Source organism: Geothrix sp., from assembly GCF_030219325.1.
In the GTDB taxonomy this organism is placed as follows: Bacteria; Acidobacteriota; Holophagae; order Holophagales; family Holophagaceae; genus Geothrix.
Map to the genome: position 1 here is coordinate 1889250 of NZ_CP126625.1, position 17744 is coordinate 1906993.

Consider the following 17744-nt stretch of genomic DNA (forward strand, 5'->3'; position numbering starts at 1 on the left):
TAAAGACCGACTTAGGTCCAATGTCCCAAGGTTTTAAGAACGACCAGGTTGTGGTCAATTGTGACAAATGTCACACCAGAGTCGTTACTTGCGCCCAGCTCTCCCTGGCGACCCGGAGTTGAAAGTGCAACCGCAATGCCACATGGAAGGTGGCCATTCACGAGCGTGAATCGCTTCTTCCGAAACTCCTCTCAATGGCAAGAGTCCCACCCCTCCGCCGCGCGGAAGCTGTGCCAGCGATCACTGCCCAGAACCACATGATCCGCCAAGGGAACGCCCAGGCTCTCACCGGCAGACCGCAGGCGAGCGGTGATTGCCATGTCCTCGCGGGAGGGCGTGGGATCCCCGGAGGGGTGGTTATGCCAGGCCAGGGCCGTGGTGGCACCGTAGCGCAGGGCCTCGCGAAAGAATTCTCGGGGGCTGATGAGGGTGGCGGTGGCCGTCCCCTGACTCAGAATGCGGTCGGCCAGTAGCTCGCCCTTGGCATTGAGGGCCAGCAATCCGAAGCGCTCTTCGGTCCAGCCCTGAACCTTGGGCAAGAGGTACGTGCCAGCCGACCGGGGCGAAGTGATACGCGGACGGTCGAAACCCACTCTGGTGCTGCGGCGGTGAACCTCCTGAAGGATGGCGAAACGGGCCATCTCGGCTTTGCTGAGGCCTAAAGCCTGGAGTTCAGAGGGCCCCATGGCCACCAGACGACTCATGCTCCCGGCCTGCTGGAGGATCTGATCGGCCCGCCCGGGGCGCACGCGGTTCAGCATGGCTTCGATGATCTGGGCATCCGAGAGGGATTCGGGCCCGTAGAGGGCCACGGTCTCGGCGACAGGAAAGACCTTCGCGGTCGCTTGGGTGGAAACAATTGGGAAGAGAGGAAGACTGGAAGGGGTCATGGCGTTCTCCGCGCCCACCGGATCGGGGCACGAAAACGCCGGGGTCCCCCGCTCCCCAGGCCTGGACCGGGAACGAACCGGGTAACGAAGAGAACCGGGCAGAGAGCGGGTAGGGCCGCCGTGGCGCGGGATCAGGACAACCGGCAGTGCCTGATCTGGAATGGGTAAGGAATCCGTGAATCCCACTCCCTCGCCCCCCTCGCAACCAATGGGTCACCAGCACCCTGACCCCGACCAGGCACACCATGGGCACAGTCCAATTCCGGTCTCGTGGCGGAGTAGACGGCGCGGTGACAATAGCCCTCCCGGCAATCCCAATGCCAGGCATCTCACGGCGACCCCCTTTCCCGGACCTTTGAGATGCGCATCAGGGCACCTTGGTTGATCACCGTGACTTAAAGCGGGGAGTCTCGCTTATGCCGAAATGGGGGGCTTGAATCCCTTGGGAAATGCCACTCGGAAGGCTACCGTCAAGGGATAGCAAGGACTGACCCATGGGCACCCAAGATGGGGCATCGAGGATATCGATGGCCAACCCAAATTCTAAGCGTGACTGGAATCGCGCCAAGGCAATTGCCCAGCGATGGGTCGAGACCCTCCGTATCGCGATCGCCGCTTCTCTTGTGGTGCTCATTGTTCTTTGGGCCATCGCTCCTTGGATCAGCGAAGGTGAGAAGGCGCCACAATGGTTTCAGCGTATCGGAAAGCTCGTGGCCACCTACCCCTGGTGGGCGCTGCTCCTAGTGCTTGGCATCGGCTTGTTCGTGAAATACGCGAATGCCAATTTCTGGAAGACTGGCCTCGCACCATGGTCCCTCCTGCGGACGATCTTGATGTATCCGCGCTTGTGGATGGGGGCTTTGCTCAGCACCACTATGCTTGTCTGGATGCTGGGGAGCTGGAAGGGCCTTACAGGGTGGTTGGGGTTGCCCGAATCCACAGTTCTGCTGATCAGCCCCCATGCACCCATCGGAATCAAGGCGGGGCTCATTCTGTTGGTGGCAGGGGCCACGACGTGTCTGTCATTTGTTCCCTGGCGTTCGCCCGAACCCAAGGAATCCCTTCCTAGGGATGGACAATCAGAGGACCCCGCGGGTGTGCCGGATTTTCGGGATTTTGAAGAACTTCGAAATTGGCTCAAGGACGACAAGCCGGTGGAGAAGTTGGACCAGGACCGCTTCGGCCATCGGAACATCGCTCAACGGATGGCCCAGCGCCTATGTTCTTCCAAACACCCCTATTCCCAGGCGGTGCTCGGCCCCTTAGGCTCAGGCAAGAGCACCTTGGGGCTGTTGGTGCAGGATGCCCTCGATCAAGCGTCCGTGAAGGGCCGGGTCCGGCTGGTCCAGATCGAGCTTTGGCCCTTCACCACGCCCGCAGCTGCAGTTGAGGGCATTCTCCAACGCTTGGTCGACGAATTTCGGAAGGATGTGAGCGTCACCAGCCTGTGGGGGCTTCCGGAAATGTATTGGGAAGCAGTGAGTGCGGCGGGCGGTTTCTGGTCCGTGCTGGGGCGTCTTCTAAGGGGCCGGTGGGATAGCCCCCCGAAACTCCTCTCTCATCTCGATCAGGCCGCCACCGCCGTCGGAATTCGATACGTCTTGTGGGTGGAGGATTTGGAACGTTTCGCAGGAGCTTCGATCTCCGACGATTCGGAAACCACTGAACAAGCTCTGATCCTGGCCCCCATCCGGGCCTTGCTTCATGGTCTCGACCGTTGCGATTCGCTGGCTGTTGTCACCGCGACAACTAACCTTCATGCCCGTTTTGACCTGGAAAAGATCGCCCGTTTCGTGGAGCCGATCCCCCGCCTGCCGAAAGAGAACGCAAAGCGTATCCTGGACCAGTTTCGACGAGGTTGCACCACGGATCGGCCCGATTTAATCGACCCGGCGAGAGATGCAAGGCCCCGCCGGGAATTCGATGGCACCCTGGCTCAGGAAGATGGGTTGTCATCACGATTAGAGGATTATTTGTATTCCTCCCCAGGATTTACCGGCGCTTCTTCGACGGGCATTGAGTCCCTTCAAGACGCGCTCCTCACCCTATGCGAGACGCCCAGAACCTTAAAGCAGGCCCTTCGAAGGTGCCTAGATTTCTGGACGGCTTTGCCAGGAGAGATCGACTTCGATCATCTGTTGGCGCTGAACATCCTGCGAACTTGTAAACCGGATGTGTTCTCGCTCATCCAAAAACGGAGCAAGGAACTGGTCTGGTCCACTACAAAACCCTTTCAAGAAAGCGAGATCGGTCAGGTCATCTTGTCCGATCCTGCGATGAAATTCCGTATGCAACAACCCACTGTTGATGAGGAACGTGGCCGAGATGCTGTGATCTACATCATCAAGTCCTTGTTTGGTACAGAAGCCAGGGATCTTCTACCCCAAGGCATTTCCGCCAAAGACTGCGAGGAACATTGGCGGAGATTCCTCGCGGAACCATACTTGCATCCATATGAACGCCATCAGACTTTGTTCCAGAAAATCAGAGATGCGGACCTAGTTGAGTTGCTTGCCTTTCTAGAGTCTCCGGAGCAATCCGGAGATGCAGCCTACTACTTGTCCTGGTTGCGAAAGGCTGATTTGGAGTCCCTGTTCGGGTTGCTCATAGACCGGAGAAATGGAGAAAAGCCGGATCGTTGGCCATTAGATGCCAACGGCACCAGGAGAGAACCCCCGGGGTTATCTTCGCTGCTAGAAGCCGTCCAGCTTGCACGAGGACGTGGCCACTTGGCGGGCGATTTCCCTTGGGCAGTTTTCTCTGACAAGGTGGACTCGCTCATCGCAGCAAACCTCTCATTTGCTTTCCGCTTAAAGCAAACATTGATTGAGAATTTTGATCTCGGGCCAAACGCATACTTCCAGCAGCAGGCCCTGTCGCGACTACATGCCAGCTTACGTCTGCATTACTCTGGCAAGCCGGATCGATTGGCTGATGCCCTTCAAAACGCTCTGCCAGCAACTCTGAATGTGCTTTGCGGGAAGGCCGCATCTGGTGGAGTGGGAAACCAAGGTCCCTTCACGCCCTGGAAGGGGTTTGCTGCAACCATTCTTCGAGCGGCTCGCCACAATCCCATCCCGATGCTTCCGCAAGTCGCTGCAATGGTTTTGGAAATGGATCATTCTGATTCGGACCGTTTCGACCGCTACCGATTCCTGCCCGACCGGGCTGGCGCGCTTTTCGGGAGCCCGGAGGCTGTACTGGACCTGGTGAGAGGGCGGCGCTTAGAGGAGTGGTCTGGGGGTGCCGCCCAAATGGTGGAAGCTCTCTTCAAGACGCCCCCAGAAGGTGTCACGCCCTAGGGTTAATACAATTGTTCACGAGTCCCAAACCCAGAAACATCGATGGTGGGCATCCAGCCAATCGCGACTGTACCTACCCTCCGCAAAGTGCTTGGTAAATGTCTCTCTCTGGCCTCGAATACAGATGATATTCGCCAAGAATTATTGCCTCGACTTCAGTTTGTGGAACTGCAACTCCCATCTGGAGATTAGGAGTTACATTTTAGGCCATCGAATTCATAAATAATTTTATCATATTTTAATGAAATCATTATTTCGTCAGTATCGGACATGTTTGAAATAATATTTTCTAGATAATTTAGTTCATCAACTGGAAAAGCATTGACCATACTTATACCTACGTGACCAAGATCTATAGGCTTCCCAAAAAGCATAAAAGGTACCACGCGGTTCCCATTGATAGTCAGCGGCTGACCTGTTTTCCAATCATCTAATAATCCGGTAGCTAAGACCTTGTCGGCGGATAATACGAGACTTCCTTCTAGTAACGAAGGAACACTCACTGCTCCATGCTCAATGGCCATCGCAATGATTTCGATCGTATTGATATCCTCCTTTTCAGGCGCATCCTTCGGATATCGAAAGTCTGTTTTAAGTTTATTATTAATTGTAACTAGCCATTTCAAAATAGTTTCAGAGCCATCATAAGTTGCAGCATCGAAATTCAGTTTGACTCCTTCACCTCTGAACAGGCGGAACCCATGTTCTGGAGATGTAACTTCAAATATTTTTGGAACTGCCATATGTTTTAAAAAACGGATAGTATTATATGCGTTTAATGCACGTGTAATCGATAAATCCAAATTTAAATCAATTCTTGTCTTTGATTGGTCTTCCGTTGAAAGGGTAAATATCATGTTCCCAGATAATTGACCGCCTCCAATTGATAATTCTATTTCCTTTGTCCCACGCCGAACCAAGGAAAGATAGGTTAGATCGATTTTATCGATCTCATTCTCGATTTCATCAAGTAGATGTATGGAAATTGGCACCTTGCTACTTGGGATATTGGGTTTCATTCTAAATACATCAGGCTTATTTACCCATCCGCCATGGGAACTTTTAATAGGTGGAACCCAATCAAATTCTCCTTCTCTTAACTCGATTTCGCGCCCCTCTTCTATCAATTGTCGGAATTTTTCTCTTCCGACTCTACCTTGATCTGTGTCTGGGAATGTCGGAGGATCCACGAGTATCGCCTCGTCGGGATTAGACGGTCTAATTATGTAAATGGTATTTGAACAACTGCTTTCTGTTGTTACTGATAATCCAGGATTCTCTTGCTCAATTTGATGCACAAGCTGCTGCATCATTTGGGGAACTTGATCTACGCTAGGCCTAACATACGCCAATATTTCCTTAAGATGCTGATTTAGAGGGTCCAACAATTCCGGGGTCACAACCTTTCTTATTGCGAAAAATTCTTCTACTAAATCACCATATTGTTTTATCCGGTTGGTCAGCTTGATCCCACCTTCTGGCACGAATTGAGGCCACCACTCGTGACAAAAGACTAACAATTCGTCGCCAGGAGCTTCACCAAGGAATTCCTCTAGAGCTTGATCAATATTTTTTATCCATAATGTTTGATTAGTAAGTAGATCAATGCCGGGAGAACTAAAATCCTTCGACGCATAAAAATATATCTTATCGGGGGCTGGGTAAATTAATTTTTTAAATACATTTACATATAATTTTGCAATTTCTTTCCTGATTACACCAATACCAATATTTTCATTATAATGTTTGCATTGAATTAACTCGACGATACCATCTTTAATTACAAAAATATCTCTACCAAGATCTTTGGTTTTTCCAAAATAGAATATATTGTCGCAATTTTTTGGATCTTCTTTTAAAAGCAATAAAAAAGCTAATATCTCAAATTCGTCGGATGAAAGGACAGAAAATGGAAGAGAATTATCGCGTTCAAGCCAGGGTGGAGTCAGTCGATTAAATGGTAAATCGTTTCTAGCTTGAGATTCCGTTGTAATTTTCGATCGACCATTCTCAATATGAATTTCATTTACTTTTTCATGATCGATCATAAATTTCTCCACTGTTGTATATAATTCAATTTTTACAAAAATTAATTACATCAATAAAATCGATAATCCTTTTCCTCGTCTTACCATCAAACTACCGCCGCTGTGGGCCGACTCCACCGAAGGCCTTCGGGGGTGTCGAGTCGATCCACGAGGCCTAGGTCCTCCAGAACTCCCAAGTGAGCCTGAATGGAGTCGCGGTACCGGCCCCGGGACTTGAAGACCTTGGCAAGATCTTCGAGGGACCAAAGTCGGGCACAGCTGAGCAGGAGGTCGCGCAATACCTGGAGCTGTGCACGCCGCTCTGTGGGCCAGGGCACGGGTTTGATTTCGGGTGTGGGGGCCCCTGTCAGAACTCCCGGCTCGGGCTCCGGTACCAGGCGAGGCGTCTCGAGTTCGAGGGCGGCGCCTGCGGCCCGGGCCTGGTATTCGGGCCGCAGCCAGCGCACAAGGCCCCGGGCCTCCTCGGCGGCGCGTTCCCGATTCAGGGTCACGAGGCGCTCCAAGATCTCCGCCTCGGGCAGATCTATTGGCCACCCGTAGGCCCCAGCTACCTCTGCGTCCAGCTCATCATGAATTTGGCGGAGTATTTCGGTCTGCGCGGCTTCGTGCTGCTCGCGGTCCTTAGGCGTGAAAGACTCCCCCGCCCGCAGCTTGGCCAGGAGGTTATACATTCCTGTGATGGTCACGCCCCGCGCCTGGGCGGCCTTTCGGTGCGCATCCAATCGCTCTGCCAGGTCGCGGATGCGAACCCTCTGGGATTCGGTAGCGTCCGGGAAGGGGAAAGGGTCGAAGCAGCGAGAGTTGTTGTAGCGCGGGCGGTCCTCCAGTGTGCTGCCAGCAGCCGTGGCCCACGCGAGATGCACACGGGAACTCAGCACTCCCAAGTGAAAGGCATCTTCTGAAGCAATGAGAATCACTTCGCTATCGGCCAAGGTCCCCGCAGGAATGAAGGAGAATGCTCGGTGTTTCGCTGTTCTTGGTGAAAAAATCAATCGGGCGAGACCTCTCGCAGCCGGACGGAATAGCCCCCGAGGTTCTGCAAACACCCACCATTTCTCTCGGTAGGAGGGGCGGTTGTTCTGCATCCGTTCCGGCCGGACTGTCTCGAACAAATGCTGGTAAGCCGTTGGGTGAGACATCCTCAATTCGTTTTCGGTGAGGCCAAAGGCATCCAACACCCTTAATCCCCTTGGTTCATCCGTGAGATCTCGGCCGGAGAGAATGGGAACCCCGATGGCAGGTTTCCCAAGTCGCTGGTATGCGACAGCATCCAAGAGAAACCCTTTTCCAACCAATGTCATTCCTCGGTTGACCAGAGAACCGTTGGCCTTGAGGGCCACAGCACTAGCCACGTTCGCTCCTGCACTCAAATCATCGTGGATGGTCTCCACGCTTCTACTTTCGACCTTCACTGCCTCGGCCTCGGCTTCTGGTGTGTCGGCACTTCGCTCCTCGATCACGCGCCCTAGCCAGGGTTGGCCTTCGAGTCCGCCCACACTCATGGCGATGCGGACGGCAGCACCATCATCGGTCCAGGGATGGTCGGGGATGGCCCAAAGCAGCTTCAGGGGCGGCTTCCCGCTCATGTGGTGGGAGATGACGCGGCGGTTGAAGGTCTGGGTGAGGCTGTTGGTCGTGATGAGGCCGAAGCGCCGGGTATGGCCAGCCTTTACGGCCTCAGCGGCCTTGTGCCACCAGTAGAGGACGAAGTCCACGCTGTCGGGCACGGCGGGGTAGGCGGCGCGGAGGGCCTCGGCGTAGCCATCCCCCAAGGCGTCGCGCATGCGCTTGTTTCCGATGAAGGGTGGGTTGCCCACGATGAAATCTGCCTCGGGCCAGGTGGCGGGGCGTGAGTTCAGGTATTCCAGGATGGGTAACTGGGCTGACTCATCCGGGACCTCCCGACCCGTCACGCTGTGTGGCTTGGTGGTCACGCCATCCCAGTGTGTGCGCCCCGTCTCGCGGGTGTCGGTCCAGGTGAGCACGGCATCCCGGCAGGCAATGTTGCCGTAGGCCTGGAGCACCGGCTCAGGCGGAGTGTGGCCTGGGTGCAGGCGGCGGTGCCACTGGAGGTGGCCGATCCACAGCACCATGTCGGCGATGGCGGCGGCCCAGGGTTTCACCTCGATGCCCATGAACTGCTTGGGGGTGACGACCTGCCCCTCCAGGGCCAGGGCCTGCTCCGTCTCGCCCATATCCTGAAGGCGGCGCTGCACTTCGCCTTCAAGCCGCTTCAAGGTATCGTAGGCCGCCGCGAGGAAGTTGCCTGAACCGCAGGCTGGATCGAGAATGCGGAGGTGGGCCAAGTCATGCTGGAAGCGGTGTAGTACCGTCCGGGCTTCGGCCTTCTCGGCCTCGGTAGGAAACTCCGACAGATGGCTCAGGGCCTCAGCCTGGGCCAGATCCCAGTCCTGCCGCAGGGGCTCCTCCAGAGCCGGACGCAGCAGGCGCTCCACATATGCGCGGGGTGTGTAGTGGGCGCCTAACCGATGCCGTTCCCGACTGTCCAGAGCGCTCTCCAGTAGGGTCCCGAAGATGGAGGGATCCACCTCGGCCCAATCGAACCGGGCGGCCTGGAACAGCAGGTCGATGTCCTGGGTGCCCAGATCCAGGGCCACATACTCAGAAAAGAGGCCGCCGTTGAAGTGGAGGATGGGCAATGGCCCCCAGAGACCACCGGTGTTCATGGCATCCCAGAGGCTCTCCAGGCCGCGCACGAAGAGACGCGGATCCTTCCGCCAGCGGTCGAGCGCATCCTGGAAGGCGTTGGCAGGCAGAAGGCCCGCATCCTCGGCAAAGAAGGTAAAGACGCAACGCATGAGGAAGCGGGCCACGGCCTCGCCGGGGAAGCGTCCCTCCAGCCGCTGGGCCAGCTGGCCTAGCGTCTGAGCGACTTCGCGAGTGACGCGGGCGCGGCGGCGGGCGGGATCGAGGCTCTGCGGATCATCCCAGATGGCCCGGAAATAAGCCTGCACATCGTCCTTGAGGAGATCGTCCATGCGGAAGGTCTGGCGGCGGGCATAGCCGCCGAAATCGCCAGAGAATCCTTCCCAAACTTCGAAGACATGGCCGATGTCGCAGGTAATGACGAACGGGGGCCGCTTGGGCAGGGCTTGGACATACCGAACCACCTGCCCGAAGGCCCGCTCCATATAGCGATCATGGCTCCGGGTGCCCCGGGCATTGGGCGAGCCGGGACGGCCGCCCTGCTTGGCCTCCAGCACAAAGCTTCCGGTCCGGTAGAGATCCATGAAGCCGGTGGTGGTGGTGCCGTCCCCGTGAGTTAGCCGGATCTCCTTCTCGAAGCAGTAATCGGGTGAGGTGTCTTTGGGCCCAGGGCTATCAAGTCCCAGGGCCTCACAGAAATCCCGGAGAAAGGAATCCTTGTTGGCCCGCTCATCACCGGCAGAGCCTTTCCATTTCGATACGAAAGCAGAAGGATTCGGAGACATGCGGGTAGATTACCGCGAGAACGATATCCAGATCAGCACCAGGAGGCCGCTGAGCGGCCCCCTGGTGTCCAGACCAGTGCTACAGGGAGGGGTGGCTGGTGGCCGATTCCCCAATCTCGTCCTCGGCCATGCCGGGAAAGTAGTAATCAATCACCTCCCTGGCCTCTTCCTCGCCCGAGCCGTCGGGAAACTCCAGCAGAGCCATCCTCACGGCGGGGAGGGGATCGTCTTCCCCCAGAAGTGGAAGCACAACCCTCAAGGTGTCAGCCGGGGCCAATCCAATTTCCAATAGGGCATGCGCCACATCCTCCCAATCGGCCGCGACCTCATCCCGGAGGTGCCTGACAATCTCGTCGTAGGGATAGCCGTGCTGCTTCCACTCCTGGGCCTCCTCAACCCAGGCCTGATGCTCGCGGAGCACCGTGGTGATCACGTCCTCGTCCAGCCCTTCGCCTCGAAGATCCACGACGATGTCAGCCCATCCTTCCTGGCTGGCAAGGCTGTCCTCCACCAGGCCCCGCGCGTAAGAAACCCATCCCTGATCGCTCACAGCCAGTCCTCCCCCACAGGGAGCACGAGCACCTCCGGAGCGACCGAAGGAGCCGCGAGGCCAGCCGGGATCTGGATCGATTCCGGCTTCCAGTCCGGCGGCGTGACGGCCTGAATGGCAGCCTTCGCCAGGGCCTCGGCCTCCTCCCAGGGATCCACGGCCACCACCGGCACCCCCAGAGGCGGGCGGGTCACGGTCAGGCTCAGGGGCAGCCAGTAGGTGAACCCGTGGGACCGGGCCAGCGCCGCCCGCTCCTCGGACCAGCGCCCCCATGCATCCACAGGCATCAGGTCGGCCTCCTTCTCCGTCGGCTGGGCGTTCTTGTTGACCGGGGGGATGCGGCGGGTCCACCTGCCCAGGACCCGGCTCAGCTTCTCCCGGAGATCGTCCTCCATGTTCCGGGCCAGCCAGATCTTGGTGCCGAACCCCTGGAGCACCGCCTGCCAGTTCCTGGGGTAGACATCCTGGAGCAGCCCCATGTTCTGGATGCCCGCCACGATGGACACGCCCTTGGAGCGCAGGAGCACCAGGGCCCGCTCGATGTTCGGGAGCCGCCCGCAGTCCCCGAACTCGTCCAGCAGGAGGATGATCGGCGAGGCGCCCTCGGCCCGGTTCCGGAGGCGGCCGAAGATCATGCCCCAGAAGCAGTGGACCGGCACCCGCAGCGCATCGGACATCTCGCAGTTCATCACGTACCCGCCCCGGCGGATGAAGTCGTCGATGGTGACGGTGCTGGGCCCCTCGGTGATGGCGCTGATGCGCTCGGTCTCCCAACGGCTCAGGGAGACCACCAGATCCTGGAGCACCGGCACCTGGCTCTTGGGCTCGGACATCGCATCCCGGTAGATGGGATCCAGACCATCAAGGAAAGGCTCCAGGCGGCTCTCCCTCAGCGTCCGGGCGATCTCCTGGATGCTGGACCAGCGGCGGGAAGCCAGAATCGCCCCAAAGACCGCCCGGGCCATGTCCCGGACCCACGGGTTCGCATCGTGGGGGTTGCTGGGGAAGAGGTGGTCCACCAGCAGATCCCTGTCCTCCTTCGAGCGGATCTCCTCCATGGGATTCCAGACACTCGAACGAGTCTCATGGCCCCGAACATCCAATCCCCAGAGGCAGGTGTTGGGGAAGGTATCCCGGAAGGGCAGCTCGGCTTTCGAGTCCTGGTAGATCCAGGGGCACAGGGCCGAATGCTGGATATGCCCGAAGACGGTCGTGGTCTTCCCAGAGCCCTGGACCCCGAAGACGAAGAGATGGCGGCTGAGGGTTTCCCAGGTGAGTGAGACCAGGGTCAGGAAGCCCTTGAACCGCTGCCGCAGCACCAGGGTCCAGCGCGATGCCAGGGTGGGAGCACGGAATCCGAGCAGTTCGGCCATGGGCCTGCCGTCACCCTTCCGGCGCCCATCCTGGATCTCGTAGGGACCAAAGTCCTCAGGGACATCCTTGAACTGGGCCTCGGCCCTGCCTTCGCCTGAGCGAATGTACTTGGGCCTCCGGTCCCAGGTGAGCCAGACCAGAAAGGCCAGGAGCACGAGGCCCGCCTGAAGGCCAAGGAACAGCGCCGCATTCCGGAAGGACCACAGGAGAAAGTCCTTCTGCTCGAGGGCCAGGAGCATCCCACCTCCGAGGCCGACGGCCGCCAGGCTCACGGGCAGGGTCTTCTTCGAGCGACGATGCTGGAGCAGCCAGCGGTTCAACCCGTCGAAGCGGTTGTGCAGGAGCACCAAGGGATCCTCATGCTCCACGAGGTACCAGCGGGTGAAGGACCAAAGGGCCCCAAGGAGCCCGAGGGCCAGGAGCAGGTACGCCCCCCAGGCCTTCCAGGCGGAAAGGAAGTGGAAAACAAGGTCCGTCATCGGTCTACCTCCACGCCGCGAGATGCGGCATTAGCGACGGTTTTCGTGGTTTCGGCCGCCACCTCGGCGACCTTCGAGACGCTCCCCACGACGGGAAGCCATCCGATCACTTGCAGGGCCCGGCGCACGGGCTCGGGGAGTTTGGCTGTCAGGCCAGCACTCCGAGCCGCCGTGGCGCCCAGGTCCGTGGCCCCTCCCGCCAGGGTTCGACCCAGCGAAAGGGGAGAGAGGGTGAGGAGATCCTTGGTGGCGCCAGCTGCTGTCCGAGCCGTCGTTGCGGCCATCTGGGCTCCGGCCTGGACCTCCTGGGGCAGAAGCTCACGGCCGCCTGCGGCCAGTGCACGGCCAGCCCCCTTGCCCAGTTCGGCCCCGGCGCGGGTGGCCCCTTGGCCCAGTTCCTTACCTGCCTGGGCCAGATCCTGACCCGCCTCCTTCCCGGCCACCTTCAACGAGGCTCCAGCGGACGGCAGGGCCGCCGCCAGACCCGTGGCCAGCTTCACGGATGCCTGGCCCACATGGATCCCGCTCCGGGCCGCGGCCTTGGCCGCCTCCATGGAGGCCCGGAGCGTGGCCTGTGTCGCCTCCTGGGCCAGCACCAGGCCCGCCCGACTCACCTTCCGAAGTGGCGCGGGAACACCGAGTTCCTTCATGGCCTTGTCCAATGCCATGCGTCCCACGCGTCCCGCCGCCCGGGTCCCGCGCTGAACCACGCGACTACCCTGGTCCAAGGCCCGTCCGAGACGGGCCTTGGCCACGCCAAGCTCCCGTGAAGTCTCCCGCTTCTCCAGCCGACGCAGCGCCCCGGTCCGCCGATGCTCCACCTGCTCCAGCTCCGCCTTGTGTCGCGGGCTGCCCAGCATCCCTCGGGACTCGTAGCGGGCCCGGAGCGCGGCAGTTTCGGTCAGGCTGCGCCGCTCTATGAGAAGCCGAGCCTTCCGCTCGAAGGGGCGGGCAGCCTCGGCCTTGCGCCCGGGTTCGACCCGCGTGACGGCCTCTCGGCGGTGGCGTTCGTTTTCCTTCTGCTCCCGGATGACCTCCTGGAGCCGGACCTTCTCCGCCTTGAACCTCTGATGAGCTTCCCAGTCCTGGATCCTCGGCTCATCCCCGAACAGCTCCCGATCCCAGTGCTTCTGGATGGACCCGTGGCGCCCCAGGGCCTGCTCGGACAGGCTCCCGCGCACGGCGATGTGGAAGTGGAAGCGCCCGTCCTGCTCATGGATTGCGAGGAGGTAGGGACGCCCGTTGGCATAGGCCCTGGCCAGGCGATGCCCCGATTCCTCCGCGGTCCGGGAAGGATCCGACGGGTTGCGGCTCAGGATCGCCCTGCATTCGGACTCGGAGGGAGACAGGATGACTTCGTGGTACGAGACCGATTTCCCGCCCATGGCCTCGATGGCCTGGGTTGGAGTGAGATCCTTCCCCTCCACCCCGAGGAGTCGCGCCGAATCGCGGTCAGTCTGGGCCGCCAGATAATACGCCCGTCGGCCCAGACTCGGAGGCGTGGTGCGCCCACGGAATCCCGGCCGGAATCCGGGCTTGATGATGGCCATGTCAGGCCTCCCCTCGCAGGGCCTGGACCTTCGCCTTCCCCGAGGCAGCGATGTCCGCCGCCCGTGGGCTGGTTTCCACCACGCCCATCAAGTAGGCATAGGTGTGCTGTGTGAGGCTGGTCACCACCGCCAGCGTCTGGAGGATCTGCGCCTCCCGTTCGGCCTGGCCTTCCTCCACCTTGCGGAGAATGGCTACCAGTGCCTCGATACGGGTGGCGTGGCGGGCTTGCTGCTCAGCCACTCCGACGAGAGTGCGTGCCAGAGCATCCAAGCGTGGTCCGAAATTCTCCTCGGCCATGCGCTCCCGTGCGTCGACCAGCAGATTCCTCAGTGCCTGGGTGTGGCTCACTCCTTGGCGGTTGGCCAGTTCCTCCAACACCGCCCAGCATTCCGCCCCAACGCGGGCATGCACCACGTTCTTGCCATGGGTAGAACCCAGTATTGATCGGCCTTTTCGTTCGTTCATGTTGCAGCTCCTGTTGTGCTCACCGCATCGCGACACGCGAATGCACCACTCCCAACCTGTCGAAAGACAGGGCCTTGCCCATCGGGCGCCACAGTCACGCGCCACGCCGAACTTGCCACCCAGAGGGTTCGATCTATCGATCGCCCGCCCGAACCAGCGTTCCCCAAGGATTGAGGTGTTCTCCCGAAGGCGCTAGGGGTGAAATTGACACCCAAACACCTGTGAACTCAGGAGGCTGCGTGCGCACAGCGGTTGTGACATGCATCACTGCAGCGGGCCCATGGCAAGTTGGCATGTTGAGCGCTTTTCCAGGCCCAGGCTTTCCCGTCATGGCGGAGCGATAGAGCTCTCGGGGTGAGGGTGCAAAGCGAAGCGGCCCTTGTGGCTTGCGCCCTCAACCTGAGGGCGGACAGTCACACGGATGACGGGAAAGCCGTCGAGGGAGGTGCGACTCGCGAGACTTTGACTTGGGGCAGGGGGGTCAGGCGTTCTTCATCAGCGGGATTACAGCAGTGCCTGTCTTGAGCTTGTCCAGATAATCGGCCCACTGCTGCATCATCTTCCGCCGCTCAGCCAAGTGTGCGGTGCGGTTGTAGGCGCGTCCATTCGGGTCACGAACGGCATGGGCGAGCTGGTGCTCAATGAAGTCGGGCCGCACTCCAAGAACTTCGTCCAGGATGGTGCGAGCCACAGCCCGGAAGCCGTGACCGGTCATTTCCTCCTTGCCGATGCCCATGCGTCGCATGGCGGCAAGGACAGCGTTTTCACTCATGGGTCGAGTGATGCTCCGAGCGCTGGGGAAAACATAGCGCCCTCTCTCAGTAAGGGGTTTCAGGTCTCGTAGAATTTCCACCGCTTGGGTGGAGAGCGGAACAATGTGGTGGGTCTTGGTCTTGGTAACGAAGTACCGCCATTCAGAAGCTTCGAGATCCATATCCACCCATTCCGCCTTCCGAAGTTCGCCGGGGCGCACGAAGACCAAGGGGGCAAGCCGAAGGGCGCATTTCACGATGAAGGTCCCCTCATACCCATCCATCGCTCGCAGGATTTCCGCCACTCGGTTTGGGTCAGTGGTGGCAGCAAAATGGTTAGTCTCCGCTGGGGGCAGGGCACCTCGCAGATCCCCAGATGGGTCGTGTTCTGCCCTTGCGGTAGCTACCGCGTAGCGAAACACCTGCCCGCAGGTGCTTCGGACGCGGTGGGCAGTATCCAGTGCCCCACGGCCTTCCACGCGACGGATGACGGAAAGCAGCTCGATGGCTGTGATCTCTGCGATCGGGCGCGGGCCAATCCAAGGAAACACATCCCGTTCAAGACGGCGCAGCACTCTATCCCTGTGAAGCTCCGCCCAAGTGTTAGAGAACTTGGCGTACCACTCCCTGGCCAAAACTTCGAAGCTGTTCGCCGCTCGATCCGCTTTTGCGGCCTTCTGTGCTTTGCGATTCGCGCTGGGATCAACGCCATCCGCCAGTATTTTGCGGGCCGCATCCCGGCGATCCCGGGCCTCCTTCAGACCCACATCCGGATAGACGCCCAGGGACAGGCGCTTCTCTTTCCCCTCGAAGCGGTACTTCAGGCGCCACCACTTGCCTCCGCTCGGGGAGACCTCCAGATAAAGCCCCCGCTCGTCGTAGAGCTTGGTTGGTTTCTCGCCAGCTTTGGCCTTGCGAATGGTGACGTCGGTCAGCGACATGGGGGCAACTCTTAAGGGCAACATCCCTATTGCCCCTAATCATGCCCCCAGTTGCCCCCGGATTCCAATGAAACCCATCGGACCCTAATGGACTAAGATTTCGCATGAATCTTAGATTTTTCAGGTCTTTTCGGATGGTATTGGATGTTGTTGGATGTTGTATTGGTGGCCCCGGTGGGGTTCGAACCCACGACCAAGCGGTTATGAGCCGCCAGCTCTGACCGCTGAGCTACAGGGCCAGGGGCAGTGTAGCAAACGGATTCCGGAGTGCAGGGTCACAGCCCGCGGATGGCGCGGCCACCCACGGCGAAATCCAGCAGCTGCAGCATGCGATCCGCGAGGGTCGGCAGGTCCTCGGATTCGAGGAGGAACTGCCGTTCCGTCGGTTCGAAGTCCAGGGCCATGGCCAGGGTGTTGAGACGGCCCGTGTCTTCCAGGGGCAGATCCAGGAGTTCCTTGAGCTGGGTCTCGATGCCCTCAGCCGCCGCGTAGGCGTGGAGGGACTCCATGAGATGACGGCGATGGGGACCGGGCCAGAGCACCGAGGCGTTGAATGGGATCGCTTCGAAACGACACTGGCGGAATGGCTTCCCGGGGAGTTCCTCCAGGATCCGGACCGTCTCCTTCCCCTGGAGCAGTAGGTTCCAGCGTCCCGAGGTGAGGGGCTCGGCCCGTACCACTTCGGCCAGGCAGCCCGTCTCGAAGATGGGCGCGGTCTCCCCCAGGGAGCCCGGGTCCGGTGTCTCCCGCATCAGGGTGAGGATCAGGTGGTGGTGGGCGTTCAGCACCTCCACCGTCATCTCCTGGTACCGGGGCTCGAAGATCCGGACCGGCAGGAAGGTCTGCGGGAACAGCACGACCTGGGGCAGGGGGAAGAGGGGGAGAATGGCTGGTAGCATGAACACCTTGCTCGCCAACGCATCGGAGTCGAAACAGTGAAGGATGAGAACGAGGCCGCTGGATCGCTCGAGGTCGGAAATGCCGTGCTGGACGCGGCCCAGGGGGCCCTTCGGGAATTGAGGGAAACCTGGGATCCGCAGGTCGTGGATGGCTGGGTCCGCATGGTGATGGGCAGAAGCGGTCGGGTGGTATTGACCGGGATGGGCAAGTCGGGACTCGTGGCCCAGAAGATCGCGGCCACCCTCGCCTCGACAGGCTGTCCCGGCTTCTTCCTCCATCCCGCGGAGGCCCTCCACGGCGACCTGGGCATGGTGACACCCGAGGATTCCATCCTCGCCCTGTCGAACAGCGGCGAGAGCGAAGAGGTGGTGCGCCTCCTCCCGAGCCTCCTCCGGCTGGGCATCCCCATCGCGGCCATCACCGCGAAGCCGGACAGCAGCCTGGGGCAGGCGGCCGACTGGACCTTCAGCTACCGGCTCCCCGAAGGCGAGGGCTGTCCCCTGGACCTGGCGCCGATGGCCAGCACGACCCTCCAGCTGGTCTGGGGCGATGTGCTGGCGAGCAGCCTGATGGCCCGGAAGGGCTTCACCCGGGACCTCTTCGCCCTCAATCACCCTGGTGGAAGTCTGGGTGCCAAACTGGTGAAGGTGGAGTCCTTGATGCACGAATCCTGGCCGATCGTCGGACCTGAGGCTTCGCTCACCAAGGTCCTGAAGGCCATGACCGAGGGTCGACTCGGCATGGCGGGCGTCCTCGAAGGGGGCACACTCTCCGGCGTCATCACGGACGGGGACCTCCGCCGCGCCCTCGAGAAGGCCGAGCAGGATGGGCGGAATCCACTGGAGCTCTCAGCCAGCCAGGTCATGACCCGGAATCCCGCCACCATCGGAGATCAGGCCCTGGCCCTGGAGGCCGCGGGCCTCATGGAGACCCGGAAGATCACCTTCCTTGTGGTGACTCGGAAGGGTATTCCATGTGGGGTCCTCCACATCCATGATCTGTTGGCATCCAAGGTCTTATGAATCGCCCAGGCGGGCATC

11 protein-coding genes and 1 tRNA gene are annotated in these 17744 nt (G+C 59.9%); 2 read left to right on the top strand and 10 right to left on the bottom strand.

Features of this window, described 5'->3' with window-relative positions; genetic code table 11:
* Positions 1-191 precede the first annotated feature (191 nt).
* Entirely contained in the window at positions 192-761 is a 570-nt protein-coding gene (locus QOZ81_RS08545) for a JAB domain-containing protein (protein ID WP_291198908.1), read from the bottom strand.
* A gap of 623 nt (positions 762-1384) precedes the next feature.
* Here QOZ81_RS08545 and QOZ81_RS08550 point away from each other — a divergent pair.
* Positions 1385-4192, top strand: a complete 2808-nt coding sequence (locus QOZ81_RS08550; protein ID WP_291198906.1) for a hypothetical protein — start codon at positions 1385-1387, stop codon at positions 4190-4192.
* A gap of 188 nt (positions 4193-4380) precedes the next feature.
* On the opposite strand, the gene QOZ81_RS08555 is transcribed toward QOZ81_RS08550, so the two are convergent.
* The 9 genes from QOZ81_RS08555 to QOZ81_RS08595 all read right to left on the bottom strand — a co-directional run bounded on the left by QOZ81_RS08555 (position 4381) and on the right by QOZ81_RS08595 (position 16703).
* The gene (locus tag QOZ81_RS08555; protein WP_291198904.1) at positions 4381-6240 is read right to left on the bottom strand and encodes a hypothetical protein; all 1860 of its coding nucleotides are present in this window, start codon (positions 6238-6240) and stop codon (positions 4381-4383) included.
* An 86-nt stretch (positions 6241-6326) separates the two neighbouring features.
* Positions 6327-9692, bottom strand: a complete 3366-nt coding sequence (locus QOZ81_RS08560; RefSeq protein WP_300714399.1) for a class I SAM-dependent DNA methyltransferase — start codon at positions 9690-9692, stop codon at positions 6327-6329.
* A 79-nt stretch (positions 9693-9771) separates the two neighbouring features.
* Entirely contained in the window at positions 9772-10203 is a 432-nt protein-coding gene (locus tag QOZ81_RS08565; protein ID WP_291198900.1) for a hypothetical protein, read from the bottom strand.
* Between the two features lie 35 nt (positions 10204-10238).
* A complete protein-coding gene (locus QOZ81_RS08570) occupies positions 10239-12095 on the bottom strand; it encodes a type IV secretory system conjugative DNA transfer family protein (RefSeq protein ID WP_291198898.1) in 1857 nt (618 codons plus the stop codon).
* Positions 12092-13645: a hypothetical protein gene (locus QOZ81_RS08575; protein ID WP_291198896.1), complete on the bottom strand. Its 1554-nt coding sequence runs from the start codon at positions 13643-13645 to the stop codon at positions 12092-12094. The genes QOZ81_RS08570 and QOZ81_RS08575 overlap by 4 nt, the downstream gene beginning before the upstream one ends.
* 1 nt (position 13646) lies before the next feature.
* Entirely contained in the window at positions 13647-14111 is a 465-nt protein-coding gene (locus tag QOZ81_RS08580) for a hypothetical protein (protein WP_291198894.1), read from the bottom strand.
* 481 nt (positions 14112-14592) lie between these two features.
* The gene (locus QOZ81_RS08585; RefSeq protein WP_291198892.1) at positions 14593-15804 is read right to left on the bottom strand and encodes a tyrosine-type recombinase/integrase; all 1212 of its coding nucleotides are present in this window, start codon (positions 15802-15804) and stop codon (positions 14593-14595) included.
* A 163-nt stretch (positions 15805-15967) separates the two neighbouring features.
* Positions 15968-16043 (bottom strand) — tRNA-Ile (locus QOZ81_RS08590).
* Positions 16044-16079: 36 nt separating this feature from the next.
* Positions 16080-16703 carry an LON peptidase substrate-binding domain-containing protein gene (locus tag QOZ81_RS08595; protein ID WP_291198891.1) on the bottom strand — a complete coding sequence of 208 codons (624 nt, stop codon included), beginning with the start codon at positions 16701-16703 and terminating at the stop codon, positions 16080-16082.
* 36 nt (positions 16704-16739) lie between these two features.
* On the opposite strand from QOZ81_RS08595, the gene QOZ81_RS08600 reads away from it, so the two are divergent.
* A complete protein-coding gene (locus QOZ81_RS08600) occupies positions 16740-17726 on the top strand; it encodes a KpsF/GutQ family sugar-phosphate isomerase (RefSeq protein WP_291198889.1) in 987 nt (328 codons plus the stop codon).
* Positions 17727-17744: the final 18 nt, after the last annotated feature.

Bases quoted from the DNA above. Each gene is read 5' to 3' on its own strand.
- QOZ81_RS08545 (WP_291198908.1), bottom strand. From the start codon at position 761: ATGCTGAACCGCGTGCGCCCCGGGCGGGCCGATCAGATCCTCCAGCAG.
- QOZ81_RS08550 (WP_291198906.1), top strand. From the start codon at position 1,385: ATGGGCACCCAAGATGGGGCATCGAGGATATCGATGGCCAACCCAAAT.
- QOZ81_RS08555 (WP_291198904.1), bottom strand. From the start codon at position 6,240: ATGATCGATCATGAAAAAGTAAATGAAATTCATATTGAGAATGGTCGA.
- QOZ81_RS08560 (WP_300714399.1), bottom strand. From the start codon at position 9,692: ATGTCTCCGAATCCTTCTGCTTTCGTATCGAAATGGAAAGGCTCTGCC.
- QOZ81_RS08570 (WP_291198898.1), bottom strand. From the start codon at position 12,095: ATGACGGACCTTGTTTTCCACTTCCTTTCCGCCTGGAAGGCCTGGGGG.
- QOZ81_RS08575 (WP_291198896.1), bottom strand. From the start codon at position 13,645: ATGGCCATCATCAAGCCCGGATTCCGGCCGGGATTCCGTGGGCGCACC.
- QOZ81_RS08580 (WP_291198894.1), bottom strand. From the start codon at position 14,111: ATGAACGAACGAAAAGGCCGATCAATACTGGGTTCTACCCATGGCAAG.
- QOZ81_RS08585 (WP_291198892.1), bottom strand. From the start codon at position 15,804: ATGTCGCTGACCGACGTCACCATTCGCAAGGCCAAAGCTGGCGAGAAA.
- QOZ81_RS08595 (WP_291198891.1), bottom strand. From the start codon at position 16,703: ATGCTACCAGCCATTCTCCCCCTCTTCCCCCTGCCCCAGGTCGTGCTG.